The organism is Marinobacter sp., assembly GCF_052091845.1.
Taxonomy (GTDB): domain Bacteria; phylum Pseudomonadota; class Gammaproteobacteria; order Pseudomonadales; family Oleiphilaceae; genus Marinobacter.
In genome coordinates, this window is sequence record NZ_JBQDCO010000008.1 from 23,902 (window position 1) to 40,616 (window position 16,715).

General features: G+C 55.0%; 13 protein-coding genes and 2 pseudogenes. 7 read left to right on the forward strand and 8 right to left on the reverse strand.

The window, feature by feature from the left end; genetic code table 11:
• The first annotated feature begins 148 nt into the window (after positions 1-148).
• Complete coding sequence (locus ACTHYN_RS04220) at positions 149-2,542, forward strand: DUF6351 family protein (protein ID WP_441811256.1); 2,394 nt, start codon at positions 149-151, stop codon at positions 2,540-2,542.
• Between the two features lie 16 nt (positions 2,543-2,558).
• Here the strand turns inward: ACTHYN_RS04220 and paaX are convergent, their stop codons facing one another.
• Positions 2,559-3,530 (reverse strand): phenylacetic acid degradation operon negative regulatory protein PaaX, encoded by a 972-nt coding sequence (gene paaX, locus ACTHYN_RS04225; RefSeq protein ID WP_441811257.1) that lies wholly within the window; start codon positions 3,528-3,530, stop codon positions 2,559-2,561.
• 395 nt (positions 3,531-3,925) lie between these two features.
• On the opposite strand from paaX, the gene ACTHYN_RS04230 reads away from it, so the two are divergent.
• From ACTHYN_RS04230 to ACTHYN_RS04255, 6 genes and pseudogenes are all read left to right on the forward strand, one after another.
• Entirely contained in the window at positions 3,926-5,086 is a 1,161-nt protein-coding gene (locus ACTHYN_RS04230) for an ABC transporter substrate-binding protein (protein ID WP_441811258.1), read from the forward strand.
• Between the two features lie 78 nt (positions 5,087-5,164).
• Entirely contained in the window at positions 5,165-6,040 is an 876-nt protein-coding gene (locus ACTHYN_RS04235) for a branched-chain amino acid ABC transporter permease (protein WP_441811259.1), read from the forward strand.
• Complete coding sequence (locus tag ACTHYN_RS04240; RefSeq protein ID WP_441811260.1) at positions 6,040-7,047, forward strand: branched-chain amino acid ABC transporter permease; 1,008 nt, start codon at positions 6,040-6,042, stop codon at positions 7,045-7,047. The genes ACTHYN_RS04235 and ACTHYN_RS04240 overlap by 1 nt, the downstream gene beginning before the upstream one ends.
• Positions 7,044-7,802 carry an ABC transporter ATP-binding protein gene (locus ACTHYN_RS04245; protein ID WP_441811261.1) on the forward strand — a complete coding sequence of 253 codons (759 nt, stop codon included), beginning with the start codon at positions 7,044-7,046 and terminating at the stop codon, positions 7,800-7,802. Before ACTHYN_RS04240 ends, ACTHYN_RS04245 begins: the two co-directional genes overlap by 4 nt.
• Positions 7,803-7,822: 20 nt before the next feature.
• Positions 7,823-8,269: pseudogene (locus ACTHYN_RS04250) on the forward strand (hemerythrin domain-containing protein); the annotation flags it as partial.
• Between the two features lie 210 nt (positions 8,270-8,479).
• The gene (locus ACTHYN_RS04255; RefSeq protein WP_441811320.1) at positions 8,480-9,184 is read left to right on the forward strand and encodes an ABC transporter ATP-binding protein; all 705 of its coding nucleotides are present in this window, start codon (positions 8,480-8,482) and stop codon (positions 9,182-9,184) included.
• Positions 9,185-9,299: 115 nt separating this feature from the next.
• Here ACTHYN_RS04255 and paaZ read toward each other — a convergent pair whose 3' ends face one another.
• The 7 genes and pseudogenes from paaZ to paaK form a co-directional block, all read right to left on the reverse strand.
• Positions 9,300-11,345 carry a phenylacetic acid degradation bifunctional protein PaaZ gene (gene paaZ / locus ACTHYN_RS04260; RefSeq protein WP_441811262.1) on the reverse strand — a complete coding sequence of 682 codons (2,046 nt, stop codon included), beginning with the start codon at positions 11,343-11,345 and terminating at the stop codon, positions 9,300-9,302.
• Between the two features lie 20 nt (positions 11,346-11,365).
• Positions 11,366-12,442 carry a 1,2-phenylacetyl-CoA epoxidase subunit PaaE gene (gene paaE, locus ACTHYN_RS04265; protein ID WP_441811263.1) on the reverse strand — a complete coding sequence of 359 codons (1,077 nt, stop codon included), beginning with the start codon at positions 12,440-12,442 and terminating at the stop codon, positions 11,366-11,368.
• Positions 12,443-12,455: 13 nt separating this feature from the next.
• Complete coding sequence (gene paaD / locus ACTHYN_RS04270) at positions 12,456-13,013, reverse strand: 1,2-phenylacetyl-CoA epoxidase subunit PaaD (protein ID WP_441811264.1); 558 nt, start codon at positions 13,011-13,013, stop codon at positions 12,456-12,458.
• A 27-nt stretch (positions 13,014-13,040) separates the two neighbouring features.
• Positions 13,041-13,805: a 1,2-phenylacetyl-CoA epoxidase subunit PaaC gene (paaC, locus tag ACTHYN_RS04275; protein ID WP_441811265.1), complete on the reverse strand. Its 765-nt coding sequence runs from the start codon at positions 13,803-13,805 to the stop codon at positions 13,041-13,043.
• An 11-nt stretch (positions 13,806-13,816) separates the two neighbouring features.
• On the reverse strand, positions 13,817-14,098 hold the full coding sequence (paaB, locus tag ACTHYN_RS04280) for a 1,2-phenylacetyl-CoA epoxidase subunit PaaB (protein ID WP_071267358.1): 282 nt from the start codon (positions 14,096-14,098) through the stop codon (positions 13,817-13,819).
• Between the two features lie 14 nt (positions 14,099-14,112).
• A complete protein-coding gene (gene paaA / locus ACTHYN_RS04285) occupies positions 14,113-15,102 on the reverse strand; it encodes a 1,2-phenylacetyl-CoA epoxidase subunit PaaA (protein WP_441811266.1) in 990 nt (329 codons plus the stop codon).
• A 276-nt stretch (positions 15,103-15,378) separates the two neighbouring features.
• A pseudogene (paaK, locus tag ACTHYN_RS04290) lies at positions 15,379-16,685 on the reverse strand (phenylacetate--CoA ligase PaaK).
• Positions 16,686-16,715: the final 30 nt, after the last annotated feature.

A 16,715-nucleotide genomic window follows, 5' to 3' on the forward strand; every position in this document is an offset into this window, starting at 1 on the left:
CTGGGGTGCGTTCTGTACCAATCTTGCAAACTGGTCTAGGCTAAAGTTATAACAATAATCTATTCTGCTTGATGCGCGCAGTATCCGCTTCCAGGCTCGATGAAACGCTCGGCGACATTAGAATAATAGAGCCAAGAGGGAATTTTCGATGCTTACTCATGCGTTAGCGCGATCAGGGTTGGTTACCGTGGTGTCTGCACTGCTGCTCAGTGGCTGCTTCGACGATTCTGGCAGCTCGCCGGGATCCGGTCTGGGGAGCAGCGCTCCGGATCTTGATCTCACCACTTTGTCCAGCGCGCCGGATCAGGTCAGCGGCAACAGTGTCCTGATTGGTCTTGAGGGCGAACCTGCCGCAATTGCCGAAGAAAGAGACAGCCTGGAGTACTGGCTGAATGGCACCAGGGTTACTCCGGTGATTCGAGAGGGGCGTAATGGCCCGGAAATGCTGGTGTCCGGACTGTTTGAGGGTGAAAACCGGCTGGAGCTGCACCATGGTGAACATGGCCCCCTAAGCGACCTTACTCTGAACGTTTACCCAATAACCGGCCCGATATTTTCTGGTCCGCATCAATATCCGTTTGTGTGTACGGTGACGACCGAGCTGGATAAACAGCCCCTGGTTGATACCTCCGGTGATACCGGTTTCCCGGTTATGAATGACAGTGGCAGCCAGATTGGTTTGAGTAAAGACTGCTCTATCGACTCCTATGTGGCGTTCGTGTATCGCACCACCGGTGATGAATGGGCACCCCTGCCAGAGGATGGTTCCCGGCCCGACGATATGGCCACCACGAAGTTGGTTGATGGGCGTGTTGTTGATTTCATCGTTCGGCAGGAGCGAGGCACCATTAACCGCTTTATCTACAGTTTTGCCACCCTGGCGGAGCTGGGGGACGAATCCGGGGACACCTCGGCTGCTCACTGGAATGGACGCCTGTTGTTCCACTTTCAGGGCGGCGTTGCTATTGGGCACACGCAAGGTAATATCAGTGACAGTCGGGCGTTGCAGCCAGAGACCCTTGCAAAGGGTTACGCCGTTATTTATTCCACCGGCACCAAAACAGACACCCACTATAACCTTCAGGTAGGCGGTGAAACGGCGCTTATGGTGAAGGAACACTTCATTAAGCGCTTTGGCGTGCCCGAGTATACTGTGGCCATTGGTGGCTCCGGCGGCGGCATTCAGCAGTATGTGTATTCCCGGAATTATCCGGATTTGCTGGATGCGGGCGTACCCCAGTACTCCTATCCCGATATGGTGACTCAGGTCATTCACGTCGGAGACTGTGAACTGCTGGAGTATTATATGGACGCCACCGACAGAAATAACGATAAATGGAGAACAACCAGCAATCGTGGTTGGCTGGTGGGCTTGAATGCCAGCGATGCATACCCGGATCCGTTAGCCGAAGCAAAAACCATGTTGGGGTTCAGCTCGGCCCCGGGCATGACCGAGTGTATTCCCGCCTGGCGCGGCCTGGCCCCACTGGTGATGAACCCATTTTTCGGGGGGGTCGATAATCAGGAGTTGATGCAGCCTGATGGCGTAATGGATGCCGTGCAGTGGACGCACTATAACGACCTGAAAAATATCTACGGGGTTGATGAGAACGGCAATCCCCGCACTCTGTATGACAACGTAGGTGTGCAGTACGGGCTGGGCGCCTTGCGTGATGGCCATATCACCCGCGCCGAGTTCTTGAAGCTGAACGCCCGGATTGGCGGCTGGAAGCAACCCTCCGAGATGGTACCTGAGGGGTTTCCGTTTACTGGTTCATTTGAGGATGTGCTGGCGGACCGCATCGAATTTGATCCCTGGAGTGCCCGCAATATGAACCTGAGCCCCGATGGTATTGAACCGGCGCCGCGCACAGAGGGTGACTTGGAAGCGATTCAGGCCGCTTATGAATCCGGGATGGTGTTTGACGGTCAACTCAATATGCCCGTTATAGACTGGCGGCATTATCTGGAGGAGGTGTTGGACATGCACAACAGCCATCAGTCTTTCTCTAGCCGGCAGCGCATCATCAATCAAATGGGTAATGCCGACCATCAGGTTATCTGGTTTACCGATACTCGCCCGACCGTCACCTCGGATTCTGGCGAGCCCAAGCCGCAGGAAGAATCAAATCCAACCTGGATGGCGCTGGAGGTACTGCACGAATGGTTGATGAATATGCGTGCGAACCCGGAGCAGAGCATCGCGCAGAGCAAGCCTGCAGAGGCGGTGGACGCCTGCTATAAAACCAATGGTGACCTGATAGCTGCGGGAGAGGATGTCTGGAGTGGCATTCTTGACAACCGACCTGAGGGGGCATGTACCGAAGCGTTCAAAACCTACACGACCTCACGCATGGTGGCCGGAGGGCCTATTGAGGGCAGTGTTTTCAAGTGCAGCCTGAAGCCGGTTGCAACCGCTCTGGAAGACGACACTTACGGCAGTGTTTCGTTTACCGAGGATGAAGTCACGCGGCTGAATGAGATCTTCCCGGGCGGTGTCTGCGATTACCGCCAGCCGGATCAGGGCCGTCCGGCGGATTAAGTGCATTGCCGAAGAGTCAGGCAGACTCTTCGGCAATGATTGTGCTGTTACCCGCTATATTGTCCTGAGCCAAGCCTCCAAAACGGCGATAAAAGCCTTGGCTTGGCCCGGGTAGCGGGCCTGAAGCATTCTCTAAAATACCCGCCAAATACTCATCAGAGCGATGGTATATCGCCCGGTATAAGTTGCGGCAAAGCTGCTTGGCGCTGCGCCCTTCCCAATCGCCAGGAAGGAGCTCGTCTGGCAGCAGCGGATCCCGAAGCAGTATCTTGCGGTATTCATGAATCAGTAAAATGCGGGCGGTTACGCAGTCTTCCGGGCTTAGATTGTCGTGGGTGCTGAGCTCCCGCCACAGGGGTCGAAACCTTTCCAGAAAGCGCTTATAGCGAAAGCCCAGTTCGTCCAGGTTCCAGCTATCTTTAACTTGCCGGCGTAAGGCTCGCGGGCTTCGTTGTTCCAGCGGTTGGGTTTGCATCACGATGGTGTCTTCCAGTGCACCCCATTCCTGAAGCAGAGGAACCAGCTCGTGACGTGTGAAGCGTGGATGCTCCATCACGCCTGAGGCCATACTGCCGAAGCTCAGCCACTTTAGCTCTTCCCGCACTCTGGCCCGTGTTTCAGGCTCAAGCTGGTTGAGAAACACCAGGCACCAGCTGCCATTCCAGTCTTCCGTGCCAAGTGTATAAACATGTTCGAATGCTTGCTGAAAGCGTCTCAAGCCTGCGCCAGTCACGCTGTAATAGCTGCACCGTCCTACTTTCTCAGTTTGCAGCCAGCCATCCTGAACCAGTCGGTAAACCGAGGTGCGTACCAGTCGCTCACTCACACCCATCGGCGTTAGCAGTTTCATCAGGCTGCCCAGCCAGACGTTGCCGCCACGCGGGTGCATGATGTCGCCATAGGTTGTGATGATCAAAGACCCTGCCCGCAAAGGGCGTTTTTTTTGGAAGTCGTGGATCAGGCTTTCGAGCTGTTGTTTTGCTGACATGATTTCTTATCTCTTCAAAACTTTTCGCCAAGCGGTCGCGGCCGGAATATATCAGATGCACACGATAAGGTGTTAAAACGGCGCATTTGTACTAAGACATTGGTATAGGTTGCTGTAAAAGTTACGAGTCGCAGAGCTTTGCCCAGTTGACACTTCTGTAGTGATACAATATTTTCCATTGATATCTATCAACGGTATCGTATTATTGGAGTGGCGGATAGTCAGTAGTGGCGCCGATAGAGTAGTTTCTGTTGTGAAGTGCTGAACGCAGGTTGCTGTGAAGAGATACGTGATACGAAAAATCTCGACCTTTGCAGAGAACGATGATCTGTTTTCAGAAATTTTAGGGTATATAAAACCAGAATGCCCCGACCACATTTAGGAGAACAACAACAATGTTCAATAAAATCACGCGTCGTACCGGCAGGTTTGCGGCTGTTGCAGCGGCTGGCCTGTTGGCCATGAGCGCTCAGGCGGCTGATCCCATACGGATTGGTTCCTTTTTTTCAGTGACCGGCCCGGCGTCTTTTTTGGGCGACCCGGAATTGAAAACCCTGGAAATGTATGTTGAAAAAATCAACGAGGAAGGGGGTGTGCTGGGGCGTCAGCTGGAGCTTGTGCACTATGATGATGCAGGCAACGCGTCCAAGGCCCGCAACTATGCCAGCCGTCTGATTCGCTCAGACCGGGTAGACATGATTGTAGGCGGCAGTACGACAGGCGCTACCATGGCAGCTGCGCCGATGGTTGAGCAGGCAAAAATCCCGTTCATTTCTCTTGCCGGGGCTGTGGTTATTACCACGCCGGTCAAGAAATGGATATTCAAAACGCCCCAATCTGATCGCATGGCCGCAGAGCGCATTCTGAATGATATGAAAGATCGCGGCTTCTCCAAAGTTGGCTTGATCTCCGGCACAGGTGGCTTTGGCAGCTCCGGTCGCGAGCAAACCCTCGCCGTAGCCAAAGAGATTGGCGGAATCGAAATTATTGCTGATGAAACCTACAGCGGCTCTGATACCGATATGACTGCGCAACTGACTAACATCCGCAACACCGAAGGCGTTGATGTCATTCTCAACTTTGGTTTTGGTCAGGGGCCTGCGATTGTGACGCGCAACTACGATCAGCTAGGCATTGAGCGCCCGTTCTACCAGTCTCACGGTGTTGCATCTGACGGCTTTCTGGACCTTGCAGGCAGCAGTGCCAATGGCCTGAGATTGCCAGCTTCTCCTTTGCTGGTGCCCGAATCCCTCCCCGAGTCTGATCCGCAGAAGCCTGTGGTTGAAGCGTATAAGAGCGAGTACGAAGCTCGTTGGAACGCCAAAGTATCTACCTTTGGTGCTTACGCTTATGACGGCCTGATGCTGGCGGTTGAAGCCATTGAGCAAGCCGGAACCACAGACAAGGCTGCTGTGCGTGATGCACTTGAAAGTATCCAGGGCCACGTAGGTGTTACCGGTACGTACAACATGTCGGCAGACGATCACAACGGCCTTGATGCCCAATCCTTCCGCATTCTGGAAGTTCAGGATGGCAGCTGGAAGCTGATCAACTAAGACGTCTTTAGCCGTACCACAGGCCGACAGCTAACCCACTCGGGCTAGCTGTCGGCCGCTGCGCGAGCGGACCTGATTATGTTCTCTGAATTTCTGCAGTACCTGTTTACCGGTATTACCATTGGGGCGACCTATGCCCTGATTGCCTTGGGTTTCACCCTGATTTATAACGCCAGCCACGTGATCAACTTTGCTCAGGGCGAGTTCCTGATGATTGGTGGCATGGCAACGGTGTCTTTAACAGCCATGGGTGTACCCATGCTGTTTGCGGTTGTGCTTGCTGTGGTTCTCGCCGGGGTGCTGGGCATCGCCTTACAGCGCCTTGCGATTGCACCGGCAAAAGACGCCAATGTGGTTACGCTGATTATTATTACCATCGGTGCGTCCATTTTTATTCGTGGCCTGGCTCAACTGGTTTGGGGCAAGGAATACCACGTTATGGCCAACTTCAGCAGCGATGAACCCATACAAATTATGGGCGCCGTACTAAATAGCCAGAGCCTTTGGGTGCTGGGTGTGGGTGCTGTGTTGGTAGCGGTGTTGGTGTACTTTTTCACACGCACCCTGACAGGCAAGGCCATTCTGGCAACCTCCATGAACAAGGATGCCGCCCGACTGGTAGGTATTCGCACCCAGGTGGTGTTGATGCTGGCCTTTATGGTGTCTGCGCTGCTGGGGTCGATTGCAGGCATTGTGGTGGCACCGATTACGTTCACCTCTTACGACATTGGCATCATTCTTGGGCTGAAAGGCTTTGTGGCGGCGGCTATCGGTGGCCTGGGCAGCGGCATGGGCGCTGTTGTGGGCGGTTTGGCGCTGGGCGTGGTGGAGGCCATGGCCGCTGGCTACCTGTCTTCTGATTACAAGGATGCTGTGGCGTTCTCGATGATTTTGTTGGTGCTGTTCTTTATGCCCCGGGGCCTGTTTGGCGCCAAAATCGTGGAGCGGGTGTAATGATTGATCGACTATTGCAGTTCCGCCTCAGGGGCCTGGTGTTTCTGGCTATCGTGGTGTTTGCTCTGCCGCTGTTTATCTCCAACCCGTTTCATTACGGTCTGGCCACGCAAATTGCACTGATTGCCGGTGCGGTTATCGGGCTGAATCTTTTGGTGGGGTTCGCCGGCCAGATCAGTTTGGGGCATGCAGGGTTTTTCGGGCTGGGCGCCTATTTCAGCGCTATTATGACCGGGACTTATGGGTGGTCTGCCATACCGGCGTTAGTGGCCGGTGCCATTGTTGTCGCGCTCATCGCGTGGATTGTCGGGCGCCCGATTCTGCGCCTGAAAGGTCATTACCTCTCCATGGCCACCCTGGCTGTGGGGTTTATTATCGCTATCATTCTGAACAATGAACGGGAGATAACCGGAGGGCCAGACGGCATGCCGGTACCCCCGTTTGATGTATTTGGCTGGGAGCTTAGCCCATTTGGCCAGTACTCCCTGTTCGGCATGGATATCGGCGGTGATCTTGCCTGGTACCTGTTTGCAGTTGTGGTGCTTTTGGTGGCTGTCTGGTTGGCTCAGAACCTGATTGATTCACCCATTGGCCGCGCCCTGCGATCAGTTCATGGCTCAGAGGTAGCCGCCAGCGTGGTTGGTGTGAACACCACCAAATATAAAAGCCTGGTGTTTGTGATCTCAGCGGTTTACGCCAGCGTTATGGGGGCTCTCTATGGGCACTTTCAGGGCTTTATCACGCCTTCGGTGGCCAGTTTCGATTTTTCAATTTTGCTGATCACCATGGTAGTGCTTGGCGGCATGGGCTCCACCATCGGCGTCATTATTGGCGCGGTTGTGCTGGAATTGTTGCCCCAGGTGCTGGCCGATTTCCAGGAGTTGGAAATGGTGTTGTTTGGTTTGATCCTGATGCTGACCATGATTTTCATGCCTAAAGGGCTGTTGCCAACCGCGACTGATTTTGTGAATAAACGACGCGCCAAGTCTGCCGGAGGTGATGTATGACCGCTCTGGTGGAAGTCAATAATTTGTCCAAAGCCTTTGGCGGTGTTCACGCCGTGGAAGGCGTGAGTTTCTCGGTAGAGGCTGGCCAGGTTTACTCGGTGATTGGGCCTAACGGCGCTGGTAAAACCACGTTGTTTAACTTGATTACCGGTCTATACACGCCCACCAGTGGCAGCGTGAAACTGAACGGCGAGAGCACCGCCAAGCTGTTACCGAACCAACTGGCGGAGCGGGGCATGTGCCGCACGTTCCAGCAGATGCAAATCTGCATGAACATGACAGCCATTGAAAACGTGATGCTGGGCCGGCATTTGACCCTGAAAAGTAACCTGTTCACCACGCTGTTTCGTTTGCAGGCGCTCACCCGGGGCGAAAAGGCTGCGCGGAAAAAAGCCGCTGAGTTGATGAAATTTGTAGGCTGTGGTCAGTACCTTGATACCGAGGCTTCGGCCATGTCATATGGTGCCCTGAAGCGTTTGGAAATCGCCCGAGCGTTAGCCGCAGAGCCAAAGGTAATTCTGCTGGATGAGCCGGCAGCCGGCCTGAACGCAGTAGAAACAACCGCGTTGGAACAACTGATTCGCAAAATTGCCGAGCAGGGGATTACTGTGATGCTGGTAGAGCACGACATGAAGCTGGTGATGGGTATTTCCGATCGTCTGCTGGTGCTTAACTACGGGCGCGTGCTGGCGGAAGGTACACCCGCACAGATTCGCGAAAATCCGGATGTCATTGCGGCCTACCTGGGCGGCTAAGCGGAGAAGGAATCAATATCATGACAGAACAAACGACCGCCCCGCTGGAAGACAGCTACAGCCTGCAGGCCATCAGCACCATTGTTCAGGAACACCAGGCCCTGTGGCGTATTCTGGATTTGCTGGACCAGCTCCAGCACGACATGAACATTAATGAGCAAAAGCCCGACGAAACCCTGTACAGCAATATTTTTGATTATATCCAGCACTTTGCACGTCGCGTGCACAGTTCTCCTGATGAAATCGTGTTGTACCGGCTGTTGGCAGAGAAATCTCCGGAGACCAAACCGCTGCTGGATAAGCTTGCCCATGGCTATGTGATTGGCGATGAGAAAATCAACGAGCTGCGCCATCTGTTGATGCGGTGTATGGAGCGCTGGCCTGAAGGTCGGGAAGAGTTGAGTCACGCGTTGGCTCGATTCACCGAAGCCTTGCGTAAGCACATCAAAAAAGAAGAGGGTGTGGTCATACCCAGGGCCAGAAAAAACCTGAGCGAAGACGACTGGCGCCTGATTATTGAGTCCCGCGACCAGGCGAATGACCCGCTATTTGGTGAGCGGGTGCGGGATGAATTCCGCGAGCTACGCCATAAAATCATAAGCTTCACGCCAGAGCGCCTCGGTGGCCTGGGGTTGCACCATGCACCGCGTAGAAGCGCACAGAATGCGGCCGAAGAGATGCTGGCCATCAACGGCCTTAAAACTTCCTACGGTCAGATTGAAGCCCTGCACGGCGTGGATATTCGCATTAACAGTGGTGAAATTGTTTCGTTAGTGGGAGCGAACGGTGCAGGTAAATCCACGCTACTAATGACGATTTCCGGCCTGCAGCCCACCGATAGCGGATCGATCAGCTTTGAAGGAAAGGACTTGCTGAAAGTGGGTGCGGATCAGCGTGTTGCGAACGGCATCGTTCAGGTTCCCGAGGGCCGTCAGGTATTCAAGGATCTAAGCGTTGAAGATAACCTGCTGCTGGGCGCCTACACCCGTGGCCGCAACCCGGAGGTAGAAGACGATCTTGAGAGCATGTATGAGAAGTTTCCCATACTGCGTCAGAAACGCCGTAACCTGGCGGGAGAGTTGTCTGGCGGGCAGCAACAGATGCTGGCTATGGGGCGGGCGTTAATGGCAAAGCCCAGGCTATTGCTGCTGGACGAACCCAGTATGGGGCTGGCGCCGCTGATCATTGAGGAAATCTTCAACATCGTCAAAGAGCTTAAAAACGAAGGCATGACCATTTTCCTGGTGGAGCAGAATGCCTCCCAGGCGCTCGCGCTTGCCGATCGCGGCTATGTGCTGGAAACCGGCCGCGTGGTGGTGGAAGGTACTGGCCGAGAGTTGTTGAGCAACGAGAAGGTGCGGGAGGCGTATCTGGGCATGTGACCTATGGCGTTGTTCAGCCCGCCGCGTTTAAATAGCCATGGGTCTGAACAGGTGCCATAATAAAAACCGCCAGCCGCTTTATTAAGCGTTGGCGGTTTTTTTGTGGCCGGAATTCTTATTCCGGCTTTTTAGCAACCAGCGTCAGAATGTCGTAGCTGGCAACCAGCTCTTCTTCCTGATTGGTAACCTGAACATCCCAAACAACCACACCTTGCGGGTGGCCATCAGGTGACGTGCGGCCCTGGTCGATCTTGCGTTTGCAAGTCAGGCGGGCGCGAATGGTATCGCCTGGTGCGACTGGCTCGATGAAGCGCAGTGCGTCCAGGCCATAGTTAGCCAGCACCGGGCCTTCGCCGGGATCAACAAACATGCCGGCTGCGGCAGATAACACGAAATAGCCGTGGGCTATGCGCTTGCCGAACTGGCTGTTCTGGGCGGCAATCTCATCAAAGTGCATGTAGAAATGGTCGCCCGACAAGCAGCCAAAGTTCACGATATCCGCTTCTGTCACCGTGCGACGATGGGTCAGCAGCGATTGGTTGATTTGCAGGTCTTCAAAGTGATAACGGAACGGATGAATGTCGTTCTCGATCACTTTGGCACCGCGAATATACTCGCCAGTGACCGCTGCCAGCATGGTTGGCGAACCTTGAATGGCGGTGCGCTGCAGGTAGTGATACACGGCACGAATACCGCCGAGTTCTTCACCGCCACCAGCGCGGCCCGGGCCGCCGTGCTTCAGCATAGGCAGGGGAGAGCCATGGCCTGTAGATTCCTTGGCGGCTTCTGCATCCAGCAGATGCAAACGGCCATGGTAGGCAGCCAGTTTTGGCGCAAGCGTCGCGATGGTTGCCGGATCTCGAGTGGTAACCGTGGTCACCAGAGAGCCACGGCCCTTTGCGACCAGCTCTACCGCTTCGTCCAGGGTGTTGTAAGGAATGATTGTGGCAACCGGGCCAAAGGCCTCAATGTCGTGTGCGCCACAGCCGTTTTCCGGGTTGCGACACAGCAGCAGGTGCGGCTCGATAAAGGCGCCTTTCTCTGTGCCCTCGCCGGTAGGCTTGAAGGTGCCGTCGCCGCCGAAGACCAGTTCACTGGTTTTTTGCAGTTCCTGGATATTGGCTTTTACGTCTTCCAGCTGATCGAGAGAAGCCAAAGCACCCATGCGCACGCCTTCTACCGAAGGGTCGCCGGTGGTGATTTTCGACAGCCGCTCTTTGAGCTTTTCGCAAACTGCGTCTACCTGGTTATGAGGCACCATAACACGGCGAATGGCGGTACATTTCTGGCCTGCTTTGGCCATCATTTCCCGGCCCACTTCCCGCACAAACAAATCGAACTCTTCGTGCTCGGGTGTCACGTCCGGCGCCAGAACCGCACTGTTCAGAGAGTCTGCTTCGGCATTGAATGGAATGGAGCGGTTGATGATGTTCGGGTGGTTACGCAGCATACGGGCGGTTTTGGCCGAGCCGGTAAAGGTCACCACATCTTGCTCTTCCAGGTGCTCGAACAGATCGCCGGTGCTGCCGATGATCAGCTGCAAGCTGCCCTCTGGCAAGGCGCCAGATTCTTGCATCAGGCGCACGGCCAACTCGGTCACGTAACAGGTGGAGGTGGCCGGCTTTACGATGGAGGGCATGCCCGCCAGGAATGTGGGGGCAAACTTCTCCAACATTCCCCACACAGGGAAGTTGTAGGCGTCGATATGCACCGCCACGCCGCCACGGGGCACCATAATGTGGGTACCGGCGAAATGGTTGTTTTTACCCAGGGGTGTGACCGGGCCCTCGTGTACCACGTTACCGGATGGCAGCTCGCGGCGACCCATGCTGGCGTACGAAAACAGCGTGCCGAAACCGCCGTCGATATCTATGCCGTTGTCCGCTTTGCTGGAACCTGTATGCATCGACATCGCGTAGAGTTCTTTTTTGTGCTCTTGCAGGTACATCGCCATGGCTTTAAGTGCCAAAGCGCGTTCCTGAAAGTCCATAGCCATCAGCGTTTTACCGCCAACGGTGCGGCCGTATTCCACAGCCTTTTTAAAGTCCAGCGTGTCGTCGTGAGTGTGCGCAACGATCTCGCCGTTGATGGCGCTGGGCAGGGCTTTAGCTTGCTGTTCGCCAACCCACTCGCCGGCAATAAAGCTTTTAAGAACTGACATGTACTAAAACTCCAAAAAAACTATTCGTCGTAATCGAGGGTAACCTTGTCACTGACCGGATAGCACTGGCACGACAACACGTAGCCGGCTTCCACTTCGTAGTCTTCCAGGGCAAAGTTCTGGTCCATCTCCACTTCGCCTTCCACCACTTTGGCACGGCAGGTGGAACACACGCCGGCTTTGCACGAGAACGGTAAGTCCGCACCCTCCTCGTTGCCTGCCTCCAGAATACTTTTTGTATCCCGCACCAGGTCGAAGGTCATGGCACGGCCGTCGGCCTTCACGGTGACCACACTCACAGCTTGCGGGTCGACCTTGGCTTCTGCCCGGTCTTTGCGTTGCTGTGGCACACCGCCCGCGGGGGTGAACAGCTCAAAATGAACATGGGACTTGTCCAGACCATGGCGCACCAGCGAATCCCGCACGGTCTCGGTCAATAGCTGCGGGCCACACAGGAAAGCGCCGTTGAGATTCTTGGCGTCGATCCAGTGATCGAACAACTGGTCGCATTTGTCCGCATCGATGCGACCGTTATAGAGGTCTATGTCCTGTTCTTCCCGAGTGAAGATGTACACCAGGTTGAAACGGGTCATGTATTCGTTTTTCAGGTCCTGAAGCTGATCCCGGAACATGGTGCTGGCCGTTCCCTTGTTGCCATAGAACAAGGTGAACTGGCTCTTGGGCTCGGTTTCCAGGGTAGTCTTCACAATGGACAGAATGGGGGTGATACCGCTGCCCGCTGCTACCGCCAGGTAATTACCTTCGCGCTCCGGGTCCAGATCGATGCCGAAGGTGCCTTGGGGGGGCATGACTTCGAGGGTGGAACCCGGCTTTAGCTGTTCGTTGGCAAAGTTCGAGAATACGCCGTTATCAACACGCTTGACCGCGATGCGCAGCTCTTCATCGTTAACGCTGGAGCAAATGGAGTAGGTGCGACGCACTTCCTCACCGTTCATGTGCGTGCGCACTACAATGTGTTGCCCTTGCTTGTACTTGAATTTTTCTGCCACATCTTCTGGCAGATCAAAGCACAGGGATACGGCGTTTCTTGTTTCCGGTCTGACCTCTTTGAGGGCCAGCGAGTAGAATTTATTCATGATCGTATCGGCTCTATATGCATTTGAAATAGTCGAAGGGCTCAAGGCAGTCGCGACAACGGTAAAGCGCTTTGCAGGCCGTTGAGCCAAATTCGCTAATGCGCTCAGTGTGCTCGCTGCCGCACAGGGGGCAGGCGATCACCTCGTCGACGCCCAGCAGGCTCATCTTGCTGGCCCCGCCACGGGGCGGGGCAATGCCAAACGCCCGAAGCTTTTCCCGGCCTTCATCGGTGATCCAGTCGGTGGTCCAGGCGGGCGTCAGCACCTGCCTGATCTGCGGGTCGCGGATGCCTGCAGCACGCAGGGCCTCGGCAATCAGCTCTTCAATAAGCTCGGTGGCCGGGCAGCCGGAGTAGGTTGGCGTTACATCTACGGTCAGATGTTTACCGTCCCAGTCCACCCGTCGCACAATGCCCAGTTCGACCACGCTGATTGCGGGCACCTCCGGATCCTTGACGTCGTCCAGCAGTGCCCAGATTGCGTCTTCTGTCAGCAAGGCCAGGTTGGCGTTTGCCGGAACCCGGTCGCTGGCAATCAATATATCGACAGAGGATGGTTCACGTTCATTCACCGGAGATACCCTCCCTAAAGGACAGACTTACCAGGTGGTTGCATCCGGGTAGGCGCGAGGCAGAAACTGCATCACGGCCAGGATATGCCCCAGATGTTCGGTGTGCTCGCCGTGCTTGCCGCCCATGTACATCCACGCGTCTTCCTCACCCGGTTTCAGCGTGGCCTGAGCCGAAACTTCCCGCACCATGCCAAACCAGTCCTGTTTCAGTTGCTCAGGGTCCGGGCCAATACCCGCCTTGAACATGGCATGGTCAACTTCGTCCGGCGTAACCAGTTCACCGGTGAAGCGCCATAGAATGTCGAATGCATCCTGAATCCGGCGGTGGCTTTCTTCGGTGCCATCGCCCATGCGGCGGATCCACTCGGAGGAACGGCGCAGATGGTAGGTGGCTTCCTTGATGGCTTTTGCGGCGACTGTGGCAACCCGCTCATCGCTGGCATCAACCAGGCTCTTCAGTGTGAAGTAATGCCACACGTCGAAGAAAAACTGGCGGGCCATGGTGATGGCGTAGTCTTCGTTGGGTTGCTCCACCATCAGCAGATTGCGATAGTCGTGAGCATCCCGAAGGAATACGAGGTTGTCGGCATCGCGGCCGTCGTCGATCAGCTCGGCAATGTACTCATACCAGTTACGAGCCTGGCCGATCAGGTCGAGCGCCACGTTGGTGGAGGCCAGCTCTTCTTCCAGAGCCGGCGCCTTGCCAACCAGTTCACTCAGGCGCTGACCCAGAATCATGTCGGAGTCGGCGAGGCGAAACAGATATTGCTGCAGGGCTTCTTGCTGTGTCATAGGGCGGCTCCTCACATGTGTCCGACTTCGTCGGGCAGCTTGTAGAATGAAGCGTGCCGGTACACTTTGTCTTCCGACGGATCGAACAGGATTTCTTTTTCATCCGACGCAGACGCAGTAATGGTTTCCGAAGGTACAACCCAGATACTTACCCCCTCGTTACGACGGGTGTATAGCTCGCGGGCGTTTTCCATGGCCATTTCGTTGTCGGCAGCGTGAACGCTGCCGACATGCTTGTGGTTAAGGCCGTGCTTACTGCGAACAAATACTTCGTAAAGGCGCCATTCAGACATTGTTGTTTCTCCTGTTATGCGGCTGCGCGCTGTTGTTTTTTGGCGGCGTAGGCAACGGCGGCATCCCGTACCCAGGTTCCGTCGTCAATGGCTTTGCGACGAGTGTCAATACGCTCACGGTTGCAGGGGCCGTTACCCTTAAGCACGTCGTAGAACTCTTTCCAGTTGATCGGGCCAAAATCGTAATGGCCGGTCTCTTCGTTCCACTTCAGATCCGGATCCGGCGCGGTGCAACCGAGGAACTCAAGCTGTGGCACGGTCTGGTCGATAAACATCTGGCGTAATTCGTCGTTACTCTTGCGCTTGATCTTCCACACCATGGACTGCTGCGAGTTAGGCGACTCATCATCGTGGGGACCAAACATCATCAGAGCCGGCCACCACAGGCGGTTGATGGCGTCCTGCACCATGTCTTTCTGTTCCTGAGTACCTTCACGCATCATATCCAGCAGAATCTGGTAACCCTGACGCTGGTGGAAGCTCTCTTCTTTACAGATGCGCACCATGGCGCGGGAATACGGACCGTAAGAGGTGCGCTGCAGTACTACCTGGTTCACGATGGCGGCACCATCCACCAGCCAGCCGACGGCACCCATGTCAGCCCAGTTCAGGGTAGGGTAGTTAAAAATACTGGAATACTTGGCCTTACCGTCGTGCAGCTTCTGAATTTCTGCGTCACGGTCGGCGCCCAATGTTTCCATGGAGCTGTACAGGTACAGACCGTGGCCTGCCTCATCCTGAATTTTTGCCATCAGTTGCAGTTTGCGCTTCAGCGTGGGCGCGCGAGTTACCCAGTTACCTTCCGGCAGCATGCCGACGATCTCTGAGTGGGCGTGCTGCGAAATCTGACGAACCAGGGTTTTCCGGTAGCCTTCAGGCATCCAGTTTTTGGCTTCAATTTTGGTTTCGGCGTCTACCTTTTCCTGGAAGTCCCTTTCTTCGGGAGACATCTCTTCCAGGGTTTTAAGGCGCTTGGTGCCGGTATCAACCATCTGTGCGTACATAATTCTCTCTCCGAACAGTGCTTATCAGGTCTGCTGAGGGCGTTCAGCAGGGCCTGCGACGAGTCACAGGCTGTACTTTCATACTATATGATACTGAATAAATATCAAGGAAAGGTGTTTTGTATCATGTTTGCCTTGTTAGACTTTCGTCTAAAATATAACTATTTGAAAAACAACACTTAGTGGTTCTCAATTAATGATTGCTTTCAAGTGAACAAAACAGGAAGAAAAAATAAATGGCCGGAGTGAGGTGGCTAAACACTCCGGCCACGGGGGTTATTCCTTGCGCCGATCAAATACCCGCTTGGCTTTGCCTTCAGAGCGGCTGAGGGTGCCAGCATCCTGCACGTATACCGTGGTGCTGATGCCTATGTAGGATTTGATGTGGTGGCTTAGCTCCTTGGCAGCGTTCTCTTTGATGTCTTTGCCTTCAGCTTCGGCTTTCAGTTCAACGCGAACATCCACACAGTCCAGATTACCTTTCTTGTACACCTCAATTTCGTAGTGAGGGGCCAGAGCGCGGCACTTGAGCACCTGCTCTTCAATCTGGGTGGGGAATACATTCACCCCACGGACAATCAGCATATCGTCGCTGCGGCCGGTAATTCTGTCGATGCGACGCATGGGGCGCGCGGTACCGGGTAGCAGGCGAGTAAGATCGCGGGTACGGTAGCGCAGTACCGGCATCGCCACCTTGGTAAGCGAGGTGAATACCAGTTCGCCGTATTCGCCATCGGGCAGCACTTCGCCGGTTTCCGGATTGATGATTTCGGGATAGAAGTGATCTTCCCAGATGGTTGGGCCATCTTTGGTTTCGAGGCACTCCATACCCACGCCTGGCCCCATCACTTCAGACAGTCCGTAGATGTCGAGCGCCTGAATGCCCAGTCGGCTTTCCAGCTCTGTGCGCATTTCGTTGGTCCAGGGCTCCGCTCCGAAGATCCCAAGTCGCAACGGAAGCGTCTTGGGGTCAATGCCCTGGCGATCCATCTCGTCGGCGATGTTCAGCATGTAAGACGGCGTCACCATGATGATATCCGGCTCGAAATCCTGGATTAGCTGAACTTGTTTCTCGGTTTGCCCGCCAGACATGGGGATAACCGTACATCCCAGGCGCTCGGCGCCATAATGAGCGCCAAGGCCACCGGTAAAAAGGCCGTAGCCGTAGGCAACATGAATCTTGTCACCGGCGCTACCGCCACTGGCACGAATGGAACGGGCCACTATATCGGCCCAGGTTTCAATGTCGCTTTGGGTGTAGCCCACGACCGTAGGCTTGCCTGTTGTGCCGCTGGAGGCGTGCACACGAACGACTTTCTTCATGGGCACGGCGAACATGTTAAACGGGTAATTCTCGCGAAGATCATCCTTGCCGGTAAATGGAATTTTGGCGATGTCCTCCAGGCTGTTGATGTCCATTGGCTTCAAGCCAATAGCGTCAAAAGCATTACGATAATGCGGCACGTTGGTAAGGCGTGCCACACACTCCAGCGCAGGCGTTGAAGCTGCTCGTGGCGAAGCTCGTCCACGCTGGCGGTTTCCATCCGGTCGAGCTTTCCGAGTTTTTGCATGGGTAAATTCATAGTTGTTTCCTATCTTGTTCTTGTTGGCCC

Excerpts from the sequence above, each read along its gene's own strand:
- ACTHYN_RS04230 (WP_441811258.1), top strand. The coding sequence starts at position 3,926 with ATGTTCAATAAAATCACGCGTCGTACCGGCAGGTTTGCGGCTGTTGCA.
- paaX (WP_441811257.1), bottom strand. The coding sequence starts at position 3,530 with ATGTCAGCAAAACAACAGCTCGAAAGCCTGATCCACGACTTCCAAAAA.
- ACTHYN_RS04240 (WP_441811260.1), top strand. The coding sequence starts at position 6,040 with ATGATTGATCGACTATTGCAGTTCCGCCTCAGGGGCCTGGTGTTTCTG.
- ACTHYN_RS04255 (WP_441811320.1), top strand. The coding sequence starts at position 8,480 with ATGCTGGCCATCAACGGCCTTAAAACTTCCTACGGTCAGATTGAAGCC.
- paaB (WP_071267358.1), bottom strand. The coding sequence starts at position 14,098 with ATGTCTGAATGGCGCCTTTACGAAGTATTTGTTCGCAGTAAGCACGGC.
- paaZ (WP_441811262.1), bottom strand. The coding sequence starts at position 11,345 with ATGTCAGTTCTTAAAAGCTTTATTGCCGGCGAGTGGGTTGGCGAACAG.
- paaA (WP_441811266.1), bottom strand. The coding sequence starts at position 15,102 with ATGTACGCACAGATGGTTGATACCGGCACCAAGCGCCTTAAAACCCTG.
- paaC (WP_441811265.1), bottom strand. The coding sequence starts at position 13,805 with ATGACACAGCAAGAAGCCCTGCAGCAATATCTGTTTCGCCTCGCCGAC.
- ACTHYN_RS04220 (WP_441811256.1), top strand. The coding sequence starts at position 149 with ATGCTTACTCATGCGTTAGCGCGATCAGGGTTGGTTACCGTGGTGTCT.
- ACTHYN_RS04235 (WP_441811259.1), top strand. The coding sequence starts at position 5,165 with ATGTTCTCTGAATTTCTGCAGTACCTGTTTACCGGTATTACCATTGGG.
- ACTHYN_RS04245 (WP_441811261.1), top strand. The coding sequence starts at position 7,044 with ATGACCGCTCTGGTGGAAGTCAATAATTTGTCCAAAGCCTTTGGCGGT.
- paaE (WP_441811263.1), bottom strand. The coding sequence starts at position 12,442 with ATGAATAAATTCTACTCGCTGGCCCTCAAAGAGGTCAGACCGGAAACA.